This window comes from Syntrophomonas erecta subsp. sporosyntropha (assembly GCF_055395365.1).
The window spans coordinates 404671-420699 of sequence record NZ_AP042459.1 but is presented as its reverse complement, the minus strand read 5'-3'; the positions used below and the strand labels follow the sequence as shown (position 1 = coordinate 420699).

Annotated in this window: 10 protein-coding genes and 1 CRISPR repeat array; all 10 genes read left to right on the top strand. The window is 45.7% G+C overall.

Annotation, left to right across the window (positions count from 1 at the left end; genetic code table 11):
- Window positions 1-12: 12 nt before the first annotated feature.
- The 10 genes from ACZ5Q0_RS01920 (at window position 13) to ACZ5Q0_RS01875 (ending at window position 15939) form a co-directional block, all read left to right on the top strand.
- The gene (locus ACZ5Q0_RS01920; RefSeq protein ID WP_446819733.1) at window positions 13-1029 is read left to right on the top strand and encodes a 4Fe-4S dicluster domain-containing protein; all 1017 of its coding nucleotides are present in this window, start codon (window positions 13-15) and stop codon (window positions 1027-1029) included.
- Window positions 1022-1858, top strand: coding sequence for an FAD/NAD(P)-binding protein (locus tag ACZ5Q0_RS01915; RefSeq protein ID WP_446819734.1), 837 nt, complete (start codon window positions 1022-1024; stop codon window positions 1856-1858). The genes ACZ5Q0_RS01920 and ACZ5Q0_RS01915 overlap by 8 nt, the downstream gene beginning before the upstream one ends.
- Window positions 1859-2114: 256 nt before the next feature.
- Window positions 2115-4292 carry a CRISPR-associated helicase Cas3' gene (gene cas3, locus ACZ5Q0_RS01910; RefSeq protein ID WP_446819736.1) on the top strand — a complete coding sequence of 726 codons (2178 nt, stop codon included), beginning with the start codon at window positions 2115-2117 and terminating at the stop codon, window positions 4290-4292.
- Between the two features lie 13 nt (window positions 4293-4305).
- Window positions 4306-4968, top strand: coding sequence for a type I-C CRISPR-associated protein Cas5c (gene cas5c / locus ACZ5Q0_RS01905; protein WP_446819737.1), 663 nt, complete (start codon window positions 4306-4308; stop codon window positions 4966-4968).
- Complete coding sequence (gene cas8c, locus ACZ5Q0_RS01900; protein WP_446819738.1) at window positions 4965-6737, top strand: type I-C CRISPR-associated protein Cas8c/Csd1; 1773 nt, start codon at window positions 4965-4967, stop codon at window positions 6735-6737. The genes cas5c and cas8c overlap by 4 nt, the downstream gene beginning before the upstream one ends.
- A complete protein-coding gene (gene cas7c, locus ACZ5Q0_RS01895; RefSeq protein ID WP_446819740.1) occupies window positions 6730-7593 on the top strand; it encodes a type I-C CRISPR-associated protein Cas7/Csd2 in 864 nt (287 codons plus the stop codon). The genes cas8c and cas7c overlap by 8 nt, the downstream gene beginning before the upstream one ends.
- A complete protein-coding gene (cas4, locus tag ACZ5Q0_RS01890; protein ID WP_446819742.1) occupies window positions 7590-8300 on the top strand; it encodes a CRISPR-associated protein Cas4 in 711 nt (236 codons plus the stop codon). Before cas7c ends, cas4 begins: the two co-directional genes overlap by 4 nt.
- Window positions 8301-8302: 2 nt before the next feature.
- Window positions 8303-9334: a type I-C CRISPR-associated endonuclease Cas1c gene (gene cas1c, locus ACZ5Q0_RS01885; RefSeq protein ID WP_446819744.1), complete on the top strand. Its 1032-nt coding sequence runs from the start codon at window positions 8303-8305 to the stop codon at window positions 9332-9334.
- 56 nt (window positions 9335-9390) lie between these two features.
- On the top strand, window positions 9391-9684 hold the full coding sequence (gene cas2, locus ACZ5Q0_RS01880; RefSeq protein ID WP_446819746.1) for a CRISPR-associated endonuclease Cas2: 294 nt from the start codon (window positions 9391-9393) through the stop codon (window positions 9682-9684).
- A 224-nt stretch (window positions 9685-9908) separates the two neighbouring features.
- Window positions 9909-13064: a CRISPR direct-repeat array (repeat unit 32 nt; unit sequence GTCGCACCCCCCGCGGGTGCGTGGATTGAAAC).
- A gap of 199 nt (window positions 13065-13263) precedes the next feature.
- Window positions 13264-15939 carry an aminotransferase class III-fold pyridoxal phosphate-dependent enzyme gene (locus tag ACZ5Q0_RS01875; RefSeq protein WP_447182669.1) on the top strand — a complete coding sequence of 892 codons (2676 nt, stop codon included), beginning with the start codon at window positions 13264-13266 and terminating at the stop codon, window positions 15937-15939.
- The last annotated feature ends 90 nt before the right edge of the window (window positions 15940-16029 follow it).

Here is a 16029-nt window from a genome sequence, read left to right as displayed (position 1 = left end):
GGGTGAGGAGAAATGAAGGTATTAAAAAGCGCCAAAATGGAACAGGTGCTGGATCGTCTGGGCCAAGCAGCGGACCTATATGTTCCCATGCAGCGTGGTTCCCAATCCGGCTTCTATTCCTGGAAGACTTATAACAAAGACAGCGATGAATTGATGTTTGATATCCTTAATGTAACCCAACCCCCGAAAAATGTTGTTTTACCTCAGACGGAAAAAATGTACAGGTTTAAGCAGGAAGGTATGGAAATCAATATTGATGATGTATGCCAGGATACCCAGCCTAAAATAATTATGGGTATTCGTCCCTGTGATGTAAAAGGGGTAGAACACCTGGATTCGGTTTTTCTTACCAAGGGTTATATAGATGAATTTTACAAGTCCAGAAGGGATCAGACAACCATAATAGCCAATGCCTGCTACAACCCGGGAGCCAACTGTTTCTGCGATGCCATGGGGGTTAACCCTACTGAACCAGAAGCAGCTGATGTAATACTGCGGGAAGTACAGGGCGGATATATCTGGGAAGCTAAAACGGAAAAAGGTGAAGCAGTTACCAAACAGGTCGCCGATCTGCTAGAAGAACAGGATGCTAAACTCCCTACACTGAAAGAATTTACCCGTAAAGTAGATTACGAAGGTGTGGCAGAAAAGCTTAAAGATATGTTTGATCATCCCATATGGCAGGAACTATCCGATCCCTGTCAGAACTGTGGAATTTGCACTTATCTGTGCCCCACCTGTTACTGCTTTGATATCCAGGTAAAAACCTGGGGTGAAGAAGGTTACCGTTTCCGGTGCTGGGATTCCTGCATGTACGGTGAATACAGTCTAATGGCAGGTGGTCATAATCCACGGGCAACCAGCAAAGAACGTTTCCGTAACCGCTACCTGCATAAACTGCAGTTCTTTAAAGAACGTTATGGAGCTTCACTTTGCACCGGGTGCGGCCGCTGTATAGTCGCCTGTCCGGTAGGAATAAATATTATCAGCATAATCCAAAAGATTAAGGAGGCGGATACCGGTGCATAAATGCAATTGTGAAAATCCATTGGTGCCGGGAATCGTCGAAGTGATTGACATCGTTGACGAAACTCCTGACGTAAAATCTTTTTATGTAAAAAGTGAAAATGGCGGTGTTCCCTTTAACATCATACCCGGCCAATTAGCCATGGTATCTATGGTGCCGGTAGGAGAAGGAATGTTCTCCATCTCCTGGCAGGAAGAACAAGAATACCTGCAATTTGCCATCAAACGGGTGGGCTTGATGACCGATGAACTGCACAAAATAGAAGTGGGTCAAAAGATCGGGGTAAGAGGACCATATGGGAATGGATTTCCGGTAGACGAATGCAAAGGTAAAGATATGATCTTTATCGGCGGCGGAATCGGTTTGGCTCCCTTACGTTCCTTCATAAAATACTGTTTCAAGCATAGGGAAGACTATGGGAAAATAGCCATTATCTATGGCAGCAGAAGTTATGCCGATCTGTGCTTTAAAGACGAACTATTCGACAAATGGCCTAAAGAAAAAGACACCCAGGTCTATGTTACTATAGACAATGCTGAAGAAGGCTGGGATGGACATGTAGGCTTTGTACCATCCTATATAGAAGAACTGGGATTCAGCCCGGAAAACGCTATTGCGGTTACCTGTGGCCCACCAATAATGATAAAATTCGTACTGCAGGTACTTGAAAAAATGAACTTTACGGATGAACAAGTCATAACCACCTTAGAAATGCGTATGAAATGTGGTATAGGTAAATGCGGCCGTTGTAACATCGGCAGTGAATACATCTGCTTGGACGGCCCGGTATTTAACCTGGCCCAGCTAAAACAACTACCACCAGAATGGTAAAACAACCGGAAGCAAAGGGACGGTCCTTTTGCTTCCTAAATAGTAAAACGTAAATAAAAAGAGGCTAATCATTTTAAAGTGATTAGCCTCTTTTAGTTTTTATAGGTTGCGGATGATTAAAAATCCTGGTAACAGCGTGAAAAGATTATTTATCCAAAGTAGGGCAGAGTTAGATGGAAATGGACAGGAAAAAGGCTAATTTTTGTAGAAATAGAAAGTATATAAATGGTGACTAACTAAATAAGGTGTGATCCTTTTGTATTATGCACATTCAGTTGCTGACCAGGACAAAGACTGCTGGCAAAAACTTAAAGATCATTTGGAAGCTACCGCAAGGCTTGCAAAGGTCTTTGGGGCAAAATTCGATGCAGCTTCGTTTGCCCAGGCTGCGGGGGTCTTGCATGACATAGGTAAGTATTCGCAGAGCTTTCAGGATCGCCTGGAAGGGGCAAACATTCATGTAGATCATTCCACCGCCGGGGCCCAGGAGGCTCTATCTTTATATGGAAGGGCTGCGGGCAGAATAATTGCTTATACGGTAGCAGGTCATCATGCCGGGCTACCGGACTATGGCAGTCCCCAGCGGGCGGGATCACTATCTGAACGGCTATTATCTTCTACCCCCAGTTATGATGCCTACAAAACAGACAAGCTTAAACTACCGCCGGTTTCCTTGCTACGTTTACCGTTTTTACCTTCAAAAAACACCCCTGGATTTAGTATTCAGCTCTTTATCAGGTTTGTGTACTCCTGTCTTGTAGATGCCGATTTTCTTGATACAGAAAAGTTTTATGATCCATACAAAAGCAAAAATAGGAGGCATTATCCCGGACTGGAGAAGTTGGCTCTGCGTTTGGAAGATTATCTCATAAAATTAAAGGAAAACAGTTCGGGTGCTGCCATTAAATACCACCGTGATAAAGTACTTCAAGCTTGTATAGAAGGTGCAGTCAGGAAACCAGGACTATTTACACTTACAGTACCTACAGGAGGAGGCAAAACTCTATCATCATTAAGCTTTGCTTTGCAACATGCTCTCCAGCATCAGATGAGCAGAGTTATCTACGTAATTCCTTATACCAGTATTATCGAACAAAATGCTGACGTATTTCGAATTGCCCTGGGGAATGAGGCGATTGTGGAACATCATAGCAATTACCAATTCCCCGAAAGGGATGATTTGCAATGGGCAGAAGAATTTGAACGACTGAAATTAGCAGCCGAAAACTGGGATGCTCCCATAGTAGTTACGACCAATGTGCAATTCTTTGAATCACTTTTTGCCAGTAAAAGTAGTAGATGTCGTAAACTCCACAATATTGCTCGTAGTGTTATCATACTGGATGAAGCGCAAATGATTCCTACTAGCTACTTAAAACCCTGCCTTACTGCACTAGCTGAATTGGTGATTCATTACGGATGTTCAGTAGTCCTGTGTACTGCTACTCAGCCTGCTATCACCTCTTATTTACCAGGAAAAATGATACCAGTCGAATTAGCACCTGATCCTCATATGCTTTATCAAGCGCTAAGACGAGTTCAGGTGGTTCCTATTGGAGCAAAAAGCGATCATGAATTAGCCGAAGAATTGTCGAATTGCGGACAGGTTCTTTGTATCGTTAATACTCGCCAGCATGCACTAAAACTATATAAAATGCTATCGGGGAATAACACCTTTCATCTAAGTGCTCGCATGTGTGCTAAACATAGAACGCAGCGGCTGGACGAAATCCGTCAGGCCCTTAAGGAAGGACAACCCTGCCAAGTTATTTCCACGCAACTTATTGAAGCTGGCGTTGATGTAGATTTTCCAGTTGTTTATCGTTCTTTTTGCGGATTGGACTCTCTGGCTCAGGCGGCGGGGAGATGTAATCGGGAGGGGCGTTTGGATCAGGGATATGTTTATACTTTTAAACCAGAAAAGCATGGTCTCCCTAAGGGCTGGTTAAGTCGTACAGCCGAGGTTGCCGCCATGGTTATGAAAGATTATAAAGATCCGCTGGAACTAGAAGCGATAGAAAAGTATTTTACCAAACTCTATAGCATAGAAGGTGAAGCCCTGGATGAGCATGGCATTATGGCGTTGATTGAGGAAAGATCAAAGGAGCTTGCTTTTCCTTTCAGGGAGATTGATGAGAAATTCAACATCATTGCCAATAACACTAAAAGCATTATTATTCCCTACGACCAGCGGTGTAGGAATCTTATTGAGCAAGCAAAGTTCCTGGGCGTAACTACTAATTTATCCAGAAGCCTACAACCGTATACGATACAGATTTATTCTTATGAGTATGCTGAGTTAACCAAAGCTGGTGTGTTGGATCTGGTAGCAGGACAGTATCTGGTATTAAACTATCCCAGCATGTATAGCCAGGAAACGGGACTACAATATGTAAAAGATACCTTGCTGGCTGAAGACGTACTAATTGTGTAAAGGAGGTGATCAGGTGTCGTACGGGATAAAAATTAAAGTATGGGGGGAATATGCCTGTTTTACCCGTCCAGAGATGAAAGCAGAACGGGTGAGCTACGATGTAATGACCCCATCGGCCGCACGTGGAATTTTGGAGGCGATTCACTGGAAACCAGCTATTCACTGGGTAATTGACCGCATTCATGTACTAAACGAGATCCGCTTTGACAATATACGGCGCAACGAAGTTGGAAGTAAAATACCTGCCGGTAATATAAAAAAAGCCATGAAAGGAGGAGAGGTTCTGCTTTGCCAAGTTATTACTGAAGATCGGCAGCAAAGAGCAACCTTAATGTTACGAGATGTAGCTTATGTTATTGAAGCCCACTTTACTATGACTAATCTGGCAGGAGAAGAAGATAATCCTGCCAAGCACTATAATATTTTCTTACGACGGGCACGACAAGGGCAATGCTATCATAGGCCCTACCTTGGATGTCGGGAATTTCCAGCTAACTTTGAACTCCTGGAAGGTGAGGATCCAGTTTCATTTTACCAGGGGGAAGAACATGATTTAGGATGGATGCTCCAGGATATTGATTACCAAAATAATATGACTCCCTATTTTTTCCGCGCCACAATGCGTGATGGTATCATCGAAATACCTATCATGCCAATAGAGGAGGTGATGAGATGATTATTCAATCCTTGTACCATTATTACCAGCGCTTAGCCGACGAACCACAGCCTAACATACCTAAATACGGATATAGTATAGCCGGTGTATCCTTTGCCTTTAATATATCAATAGATGGAGAATTATTGAATGTTGTTGATCTAAGACAAACTAAGAAAAATAAATTGGTACCCATTGATGTGATTGTACCAGAACAAAACAAGCGATCATCTGGACTGGCTCCCAACTTTCTATGTGATAACAGTACATATATTATTGGTGTCGATCGGAAAGGAAAAGAACAGAGGGCTCGGGAGGCACTTGTAGCTTCAGCCGAGTATCATAGTATGATTTTAGGAGATGTTGATGACCCCGGTGCGAAAGCTATCTGCAAGTATTTTATATACTGGCAACCTGAATGGGCCAAGGATCATAAGGCTTTGAAGGGGTTAATTGAAGATATAACATCGGGAGTTAATATAGTATTTATGTTAGATGGATATAATGGTTACATTCATGAACGTCTCAAGGTACGACAAGCATGGGATATTTATCGGGGTAGCCGACCATCCGAGCTTATAGCTCAATGCCTGGTTACCGGAAAAACGGCTTCAATTGCCAAGTTACATCCGAACATAAAAGGAGTACCGGGGGCACAAAGTTCAGGGGCTTCTCTAGTGTCATTTAATCAGAATTCATTTGTGTCTTTTGGGAAAAACCAGAATTTTAATTCACCTATTAGCGAAGAGGCTGCCTTTAGTTACACTACTGTACTTAATTATTTACTAAACAGTAAACGTCATCGCATGAATCTGAATGATAACACAGTTACGGTGTTCTGGTCGGAAGCCAGTTCCCAGGAGGAAGACCTTATAGCAGAATTATTGTACCCTACTTTAGGTGAGAGCGATGACGGGATCAAGGAAGATAAGCGATCTGCTGAGGATTGGGAAACTATTCAACTAGTACGGGATACTTTACGCAATGTTCGTGATGGAAACCCCGTTAATCTGGAACATTTAGATGCCCGGTCCAAGTTTTATGTTCTGGGACTATCCTCTAATGCGGCTCGCCTCTCAGTCCGCTTTTGGCAGGTAGACCGTTTTAGAGTATTCGTCGAACGTATTGCACAGCATTATGCGGATATGGCCATTGAGAGGGCAAACCTTAATAAAGACCCTGAGTTCATCCCTATACCACGAATTTTACAAGAAACCGCTCCTTTAGGGGACAAAAACAAAATTCCTCCTTTAATGGGAGGAACTCTTATGCGTTCTGTTTTAAGCGGGAAGCCCTACCCGCAAGGGTTATACACTACCATTCTCGCCCGTATACGTGCGGATAAACAGGTGAACTATATTCGTGCCGCCACTATTAAAGGCTGTTTAATCCGCCAATTCAGGCTGAAAAATCAGGAGGTGAATATTTATATGAGTCTCGATGAAAAGAACACTAATACGGCTTATCGTCTAGGCAGGTTATTTGCTGTGTTAGAGAAAGCTCAGCAAGATGCATTAGGGAACAATATCAATGCAACCATACGTGATAAATATTTTGGGTCGGCTTCGGCTACGCCTGCCGCAGTTTTTCCCATGCTAATTCGTTTAGCCCAGCACCATATAGCCAAGTCCGAGTATGGCTATATTCAGGATCGTCGTATACAGGATATATTGGATGGTCTAGACGGTTTTCCTCAGTACCTAAACATGGAGGAACAGGGTAAATTCATGCTGGGGTATTATCACCAGAGGCAGGCTTTTTATAAGAAAGGAGAGGGGAAAAATGAGTAATACACTTGAACACCGGTATGAATTTGTTTTGCTTTTCGATGTGGAAAACGGTAATCCCAATGGTGATCCTGATGCGGGGAATATGCCCAGAATTGACCCGGAAACCAGTTTGGGGCTTGTAACTGATGTTTGCCTTAAACGTAAAGTACGCAATTATATAGAAATCAGCAAAGGTGGGACTGATGGATATGATATTTATGTTAAAGAAGGTGCAGTCTTAAACTCCCAGCATAAAAAAGCCTACACTTATTTAGACATTAAACCCGAATCAAAAAAGCTGCCTAAAGATAAGGCACAGGCAGAAGCACTTACCGGGTTTATGTGCAAAAACTTTTTTGATATACGAACATTTGGAGCTGTAATGACCACCGAAGTCAATTGCGGTCAGGTGCGTGGACCCGTTCAGTTTGGTTTTGCCCGTAGTATCGATCCCATCGTGCAGCAGGAAATAACTATAACCCGAATGGCTGTAACCAAAGAAAATGAAGATAAAAACCGGGAAATGGGACGAAAACATATTATTCCCTATGCGCTTTATAGGGCTGAAGGGTATATTTCGGCATGTTTAGCAGAAAAGACCGGATTTGATAAAAATGATCTGGAGTTACTATGGGATGCACTCATAAATATGTTTGAACACGACCATTCAGCTGCTCGGGGTAAGATGTCTGCCCGCCGTTTGTTTGTTTTTGAACACGATTCTAGATTAGGTAATGCCCCCGCTCATCGTTTATTTGATGCAATTACCATAGAGCGTAAAGATAAGACCCGTCCTCCCCGTGCATATACGGATTATGAGGTGATGATTGATAAGAACGGGATGCCGGATGGGGTCAAGTTAATTGAGAAGATATGAAAAATGACAGGATTTATTCCGAAGAAGAACTGCTGTCTTTGTCAGGCATACAACATTATGCTTTTTGCGACAGGCAATGGGCACTCATACACCTGGAAAAACAATGGCAGGAAAACCTGCGTACCGTAGAGGGAAGCATCCTTCATGAGCGGGTGCATAACTCGGACTATCATGAATCTCGCGGAGGTATTATTTATGCACGGTCCTTACCATTACTATCCTATAGACTAGGGCTCTTTGGGGTAGCAGATCTGGTAGAGTTTCATCCTGTTGAAGCAGAAACGAAAGGTGTTAATCTTCCTGGACGGTCGGGCTTTTACATGCCTTATCCAGTCGAGTACAAGAGGGGGAAACAAAAAAAAGATGATCGAGATGTAGTTCAGTTATGTGCTCAAGCTCTTTGTCTAGAGGAAATGTTGGATGTTTCAATTGAACGGGGAAGTCTTTACTATGGGCAGACCCAACGCCGTAGGGTAATAAAATTTGATCAGGAACTAAGAAATAGGGTTTTAACTCTGGCTAGGAATATGCATAAAGATTTTTCTAAAGGCATTACACCCCCAGCTAGAAAAGGCCAACGTTGCAGCTTGTGTTCACTTGAAGACGTTTGTTTACCAAAACTAACGCAAAAAAGAAGATCTATTAGTGACTATCTTGATAAACAACTGCAAATTGATAAAACAATTAAATTAATAGATGAGGATTAAAAATGAGAAAGCTTCTAAATGTTTTGTATGTCACCAATCCTGATACTTACCTCGGTTGCGATGGAGAGAACGTAGTCGTCAGAGCAGGCGATCAGGAGCAAGCAAGGATACCTGTTCATATTCTTGAAGGAATAGTTACCTTTGGTTATACAGGAGCTAGTCCAGCTCTGATGAGGCTTTGCAGTAAAAAAGGGGTAACGATATCCTTTCTAAATGAGTATGGAAAGTTTTTAGCTCGTGTTGAAGGACCTGTTTCCGGTAATGTACTGCTTAGGCGAAAGCAATACCGGGTAGCGGATGATATGGATTTTACAGCTAATATGGCTGCAACTTGTGTCCTGGGTAAGGTATCAAATTGTCGTAGTGTACTACAGCGGGCGCTTAGAGATCACAAAAATAAGGTGGATGTAGATACACTGACCGCAGCAATTACCCGCATGGCTGGACAGATGAAACGTTTACGAAGCTGTAAAAATGTTGATAGTGTACGCGGGATCGAGGGAGAGGCTGCCCAGCTATATTTTTCTAATTTTTCCGAGTTGGTCTTGGAAGAAAAACAAGCATTTGCTATGTCAAGGCGCAGCCGCAGACCACCACGGGACAACATTAATGCGCTATTATCATTTTTATACACGCTACTGGTTCATGAAGTTCGTTCAGCTTTAGAAACAGTCGGATTGGATCCTGCGGTAGGGTTTTTACATCGCGATCGTCCCGGCAGACCAAGTCTTGCTTTGGATTTGATGGAAGAATTGCGCCCGGTGCTGGCGGACAGATTGGCTGTATCTCTGATTAATAGGAAACAAATAACCCCCAAAGGCTTTATGAAAAATGAAAGTGGTGGAGTGGTTATGGACAAAGATACCTATAAAATAGTATTAACAGCATGGCAAAAACGTAAGCGGGAAGAAATTATCCATCCCTACCTGGAGGAAAGGATTCCAATCGGCTTGTTGCCTTATACTCAGGCGTTACTGCTTGCTCGTTATTTCCGCGGTGATTTGGATGGCTATCCTGTGTTTATATGGAAATAGCTTAGGCTCTTTGATAACTTTATACTCTAACTGAAATACCATATGAGGTGATATCAATGTTAGTTTTAATTACCTATGATGTAAGTACTGCAACACCTGAAGGCCAAAAACGTTTGCGCCAGGTGGCCAAGCAATGTGTCAATCACGGTCAGAGGGTGCAGAAGTCCGTATTTGAATGTCTCCTAGATCCTGCTCAGTTCGCAAGTCTGCGCAACCGTCTCGAGAAAATTATTGACCCCACCCAGGATAGCATACGCTTTTACCTATTAGGGAACAACTGGAAAAGGCGAATTGAACATATTGGTATCAAGGAAAGTTACGATCCGGAAGGTATATTATTAATTGAATAAGCGCGAACCGTAAGCTCTCGAAAAGATTTTTCTTTTGGCAAGCATCGAAAACTGTGCAGCCACCAAGGATGAAATACTATTTTAAATAATTTTAGTCGCGATATGAAAGATACGGGGGTTATGAAGAAAAAATTTTGATATAGCCCCAAAAAAAGTTTAATTAGAACAACGATCGCGAAAAGTACTGTAAGAAGCTATGGTAATAGGCAATTAGAAAAACCGCGGTCGCACCCCCCGCGGGTGCGTGGATTGAAACCAAGTACCTGAAACGATATATAAATTTGGATCGGGTCGCACCCCCCGCGGGTGCGTGGATTGAAACCTACACGAATAACATTCGGTCTCCCAAGACATCGTCGCACCCCCCGCGGGTGCGTGGATTGAAACCTGGTATTTTCTCTTTGCCCCATCGGTTGGGTGTGTCGCACCCCCCGCGGGTGCGTGGATTGAAACTTTTGTCCATATATAGCTTATCTATCATAATTGGGTCGCACCCCCCGCGGGTGCGTGGATTGAAACCTTCAGCAACTTTCCAACCATCCATCTGACTAGAGTCGCACCCCCCGCGGGTGCGTGGATTGAAACTTTTGTCCATATATAGCTTATCTATCATAATTGGGTCGCACCCCCCGCGGGTGCGTGGATTGAAACCTTCAGCAACTTTCCAACCATCCATCTGACTAGAGTCGCACCCCCCGCGGGTGCGTGGATTGAAACTGGTTATTACTTGGCACCATCGCGGTCGAAAACAGTCGCACCCCCCGCGGGTGCGTGGATTGAAACCACTTAGCTGTCTTGTAAAATACCATCCCGTCGCCGTCGCACCCCCCGCGGGTGCGTGGATTGAAACTTATATATTTTTTTTTGTTGTCTGAGATTACGCGTGTCGCACCCCCCGCGGGTGCGTGGATTGAAACATTTTCATTCCCCCTTTGGGGTTAATTTCTAACAGTCGCACCCCCCGCGGGTGCGTGGATTGAAACCCGTAGATAGTGCCCCCGCCGCGTGGCTCTGTGCGTCGCACCCCCCGCGGGTGCGTGGATTGAAACTTCGTCATTTCACCCACTCAAATCCGCATTTGGGGTCGCACCCCCCGCGGGTGCGTGGATTGAAACTTGAACTGGTCAGGTATGAGTGCCACTTCCAAAGTCGCACCCCCCGCGGGTGCGTGGATTGAAACTCAAACTTCGCCAGCTCTTGCTCGGCCTTGACTAGTCGCACCCCCCGCGGGTGCGTGGATTGAAACCAGCTATATTCGCAAAAATAACATTTGCGCTTGCGTCGCACCCCCCGCGGGTGCGTGGATTGAAACTTCTCCGCAAAGCTCGCAAATGTATTTAGTAATCACGTCGCACCCCCCGCGGGTGCGTGGATTGAAACCATAACAGATTGAAGCTATGTCAGCAACGAGCTGAAGTCGCACCCCCCGCGGGTGCGTGGATTGAAACCCATGTCAACCATTTTCCGTGGCTGGAAAGCAAAAAGTCGCACCCCCCGCGGGTGCGTGGATTGAAACAGTTTTACAACGATACCTACGGCTATTTTGAAAGTCGCACCCCCCGCGGGTGCGTGGATTGAAACTTTATCAGAGGCGCATCGTCTTTTGTTCCACGGTGTCGCACCCCCCGCGGGTGCGTGGATTGAAACGTATTTCGCACCGGTTACAGCAACTTTCTTATATGTCGCACCCCCCGCGGGTGCGTGGATTGAAACCCTGGTCCTCTGTAAAAATTCCCTTACTTCTTCACGTCGCACCCCCCGCGGGTGCGTGGATTGAAACTGAGAATGGGGAACTGGTGGCCCGTCGCTACCGGGTCGCACCCCCCGCGGGTGCGTGGATTGAAACCGTCAAAGGCCTCCGGTGCTATCTCCTCGTAAGCAGTCGCACCCCCCGCGGGTGCGTGGATTGAAACTGACAGGGTTTCATCGTTCCGGGCCAGGCCATAAAGTCGCACCCCCCGCGGGTGCGTGGATTGAAACCTTTCTGCCTTGTCGCCGGCTCGCGTTTTATTTGGTCGCACCCCCCGCGGGTGCGTGGATTGAAACTTCCTTATCTGGCCCCCTGTCCCATTTATTACTTGGTCGCACCCCCCGCGGGTGCGTGGATTGAAACAGATACTTAATTTTATCTTTGTTGGTCATAGTTGCGTCGCACCCCCCGCGGGTGCGTGGATTGAAACGAGTGAGGAAGGACGAGTGCTTAGACCTGCCGGGTCGCACCCCCCGCGGGTGCGTGGATTGAAACCATAACAGATTGAAGCTATGTCAGCAACGAGCTGAATGTCGCACCCCCCGCGGGTGCGTGGATTGAAACCTCATAGGCCGTCAGCCAACCCTGCAGATGCTCGTCGCACCCCCCGCGGGTGCGTGGATTGAAACCCCAAACACTTCGCACAGGGCCAAAATATTACTGAGTCGCACCCCCCGCGGGTGCGTGGATTGAAACAAATTCACCCCTTTACGCCACGCCCAGTTGATTAGGTCGCACCCCCCGCGGGTGCGTGGATTGAAACTTTAGGCCGTATTTAACTTTGTTTGCCATCTTTTGTCGCACCCCCCGCGGGTGCGTGGATTGAAACTCTTGCTGCTTGTCCCTGCGCTGCACCGGTCTGCGTCGCACCCCCCGCGGGTGCGTGGATTGAAACATGTCTGGGAAATACATGCCTTCGCTTGTCGTAAAGTCGCACCCCCCGCGGGTGCGTGGATTGAAACTACTACGTCCTGAGAATATTCGGCCAGGCCCTTTGGTCGCACCCCCCGCGGGTGCGTGGATTGAAACAGTTAAATTAATATCTTGATTCATACATCACCCCGTCGCACCCCCCGCGGGTGCGTGGATTGAAACCTGGGCTGCGTTAGGCGTGTCCCAGGTACGTGGTGTCGCACCCCCCGCGGGTGCGTGGATTGAAACTAATTGCTCTCGGTATCCGTTTGGTTCACGCATGTCGCACCCCCCGCGGGTGCGTGGATTGAAACCGGGTTTTCACAGGTAAGATGCGCAGGGTGACAGAGTCGCACCCCCCGCGGGTGCGTGGATTGAAACCATAAGATACTGCTCCACTAGATTCAGTTACAACGGTCGCACCCCCCGCGGGTGCGTGGATTGAAACTCGTCCACCGTCCCCCGGGCAGTCAAAAATATGTTTGGTCGCACCCCCCGCGGGTGCGTGGATTGAAACTGCCCACCGACTTTAGGCCGCACAAAACAACAGTTTGTCGCACCCCCCGCGGGTGCGTGGATTGAAACCTATGCTATCTTGATTATGACCAATACAATGTGCGTCGCACCCCCCGCGGGTGCGTGGATTGAAACATGGAACGCAATCATGGTTCATTTTAACCGAAAAAGTCGCACCCCCCGCGGGTGCGTGGATTGAAATTGTTAAATTGCCCCCCTATCTTCAACCGCAACGGTTAACCCCACAGGTACCACCGTATTGGAAAAGGCATCTTTTTAGTGAGAATTATTTACGATTTACCTTCTTTTTGGCAACATGTGTTTGACAAGATAAAAATTATCTATAAAATGTATGTAGCCGTTGATATTGCACAAAAATGTGCACGAAGGAGGATCTATTTGTGTATAAAGATGACTTGCTCAATCCTACCCTGGCCAAAATTTTGAAATCTTTCAAGCTAGATAAGAATTACCTTCGTGGGGAAGGAAATTATTTAATAGATGAGGAAGGCAATCGCTATCTTGACTTTATAGCGCAGTTTGGGGCGGTTCCCTTTGGTTATAACCCGTCCATTGTTTGGCAGGCACTGGATCAAGTTAGGGAAAATCAGATTCCCAGTCTGGTGCAACCATCCCTTCCCGGGGAAGCACTACGTTTGGCGAATATGCTGGCGGAACTGTCTCCTGGTGAACTTTGTTATTCTACTTTTTGTCAAAGTGGAGCGGAAGCGGTAGAAGCTGCCATTAAGCTGGCGCGTTCAGCAACGGGACGGCGTACCATAGTTTCCGCCTACCGTAGTTTTCATGGTAAAACTTTGGGGGCTTTATCAGCCACAGGCCGGGAGGTATACCAGACTCCATTTGGTGCCCCGGTACCCGGGTTTACTCACATACCTTTCAATGATATTGAGGCATTAGAAAACATTCTTCAGGATCAGGGAGACGATATAGCCGGTTTTATAGTTGAGCCGGTTCAAGGAGAAGGGGGCATGATCCCGGCCGAACCAGGTTATTTACGTGAGGTCCAGAGGCTATGCAATCAATATGGCGTGGTTTTTATTTTAGATGAAATACAGACCGGCTTGGGAAGAACCGGTTATTTGTTTGCCTGTGAAAAGGAAGGGGTAGAGCCGGATATATTGCTTCTGGCTAAAGCCTTAGGAGGAGGAATGATTCCCCTGGGGGTATGTTTGAGCTCGCCCCGGGTATATAATGATGATTTTGGTTCATTACACAGTTCTACATTTGCTAATAATAACCTGAGCTGTGCAGTGGGCTGTGCCGTTTTGGAAGAATTAATTCGGGATGATCGCCGGCTAATACGGGAGGTTAAAGAAAAAGGAGAATATCTCTTGAACCGGGCTCGGGAGCTAGGAGAAAGATATCCGGATATAATTAAAGAGGTACGGGGTCAAGGCTTAATGGTGGGCATGGAATTCTATGAAATGAAGGATTGTGGTTCTTTTGATATGTCGTATCTGGTGGATCAGGGGGCGTTTACTGCCTTATTAGCCGGATACCTCCTCAATGTTTATCAGATCCGGTTGGCCCCATTTTTGAATAACCCCATGACCGTAAGATTAGAACCTACCCTGACTATAACCCATGAGGAAATAGATTATATGATGGATAGCCTGGAGACGGTATGCCAGATTCTTTCCCAGCGAGATTATGCCTGGTTATATCGTTATCTTATTGGTGACTGTTCTCGTCCGGAAAAGATTACAGATTATCGCCCGACTAGCCGTCAGGTACTTTCTTCGCCGTTGAAACCACAAGAAGAGGTTAACCATAAGTTTGCTTTTATTATCCATTATCCGGCCCCTGAAGATATAGTCGCTAATAACCCGTCTTTTAAGGTTTTAAGTCGTTCCCAGCTCTATGACTTTTTAAAATGGCAAAGTTCAATTACTGAGCCCGGGATTGTATGTCATTTGCCGGCCCTCAGATCTAAAACTGGTATCGCAGCCGAGGGTTGGCTGATCGGGGTACCATTTGGCGCGAGAGAAATTATGTCTTTGCCCCGGGAAGAAGTTGTGGATGTAATTACGAAAGCAGTAGATATGGGACGTGATTTAGGAGCAGGTATAGTAGGCCTAGGGGCTTTAACCTCAGTAGTTACCCGAGGGGGAAGATCAGTTATAGGAAGAGATGTAGCTATTACTAGTGGGAATAGCTTTACTACCCTTATGGCGATGGAAGCGTTGTTCCTGGGAGCGGAGAAGATGCATATAAATCCAGGTGAAGCTAGTGGTGCTGTAGTAGGAGCTACTGGTTCTATTGGAAGAGCCTGCGCTCTTATCATGTCGGAAAGACTGGAGGACATAACCCTGTTAGGTAATCCCCAGCATGTAAACAGTAGTAAACACCGGTTAAGATCACTAGTTGGGGATATGCTTTTGTATGCCCACCAAAGGTGGGAGGCCGGGGAAACTACCGGGCTGGCCAACTGGATGGTAAAGGTATGGAGGATGCTAGGGCAAGAGTCCAATTCCCAAGCTGGGCAACTAAGAGATCAACTTAAGGCCGGAAAAGATATGTCTCTGGAATTCATACAGAACATTGCTGGGGTATTAAAGATTAATTGTCCAGTACAGGTAAGCCTGGATATAAGGGCAACATTACTTCAATGTCAATTAGTGGTAGCTGCCAGTAATTCGCCTGATTATTTAATTTATCCGGAATACCTGTCCCCGGGAACAGTAATATGTGATGTGGCTCGTCCTGCGGATGTATCATCAGAGGTATACCATCGACGGGATGATGTTTTAGTCCTTGAAGGAGGATTGGTTCAGTACCCGGATAATATCCGCTTTGGACCTAATCTGGGCTACCGGGATGGTGTTAATCTGGCCTGTTTGTCTGAAACTATACTACTGGCTTTGGAAGGAGACTTTAGGGACTATAGCATTGGTATGAAGCTGCCCTTGGAGACGATTCAATATCTGCGTCAACTAGGAAAAAAACATGGTTTTAGTCTAGCGGGACTGGTTATGGGAAGTCAGGAAATAACTGATGAAGATATTGAAACCATTTACCAGAATTCGCTGCGACTTAATAAAGCCCAAAACTTGTAAAAGTCGGTATAAGTACCGGGGAGAGTAAGTAATCTTTTCCCGGCTTTTTCTTATTATTATTTAACATAACAACCTGGTTATTAGTTATAA

Coding starts and splice junctions, on each gene's coding strand:
- ACZ5Q0_RS01920 (WP_446819733.1), top strand. CDS start 13: ATGAAGGTATTAAAAAGCGCCAAAATGGAACAGGTGCTGGATCGTCTG.
- cas8c (WP_446819738.1), top strand. CDS start 4,965: ATGATTATTCAATCCTTGTACCATTATTACCAGCGCTTAGCCGACGAA.
- cas7c (WP_446819740.1), top strand. CDS start 6,730: ATGAGTAATACACTTGAACACCGGTATGAATTTGTTTTGCTTTTCGAT.
- cas4 (WP_446819742.1), top strand. CDS start 7,590: ATGAAAAATGACAGGATTTATTCCGAAGAAGAACTGCTGTCTTTGTCA.
- cas1c (WP_446819744.1), top strand. CDS start 8,303: ATGAGAAAGCTTCTAAATGTTTTGTATGTCACCAATCCTGATACTTAC.
- cas2 (WP_446819746.1), top strand. CDS start 9,391: ATGTTAGTTTTAATTACCTATGATGTAAGTACTGCAACACCTGAAGGC.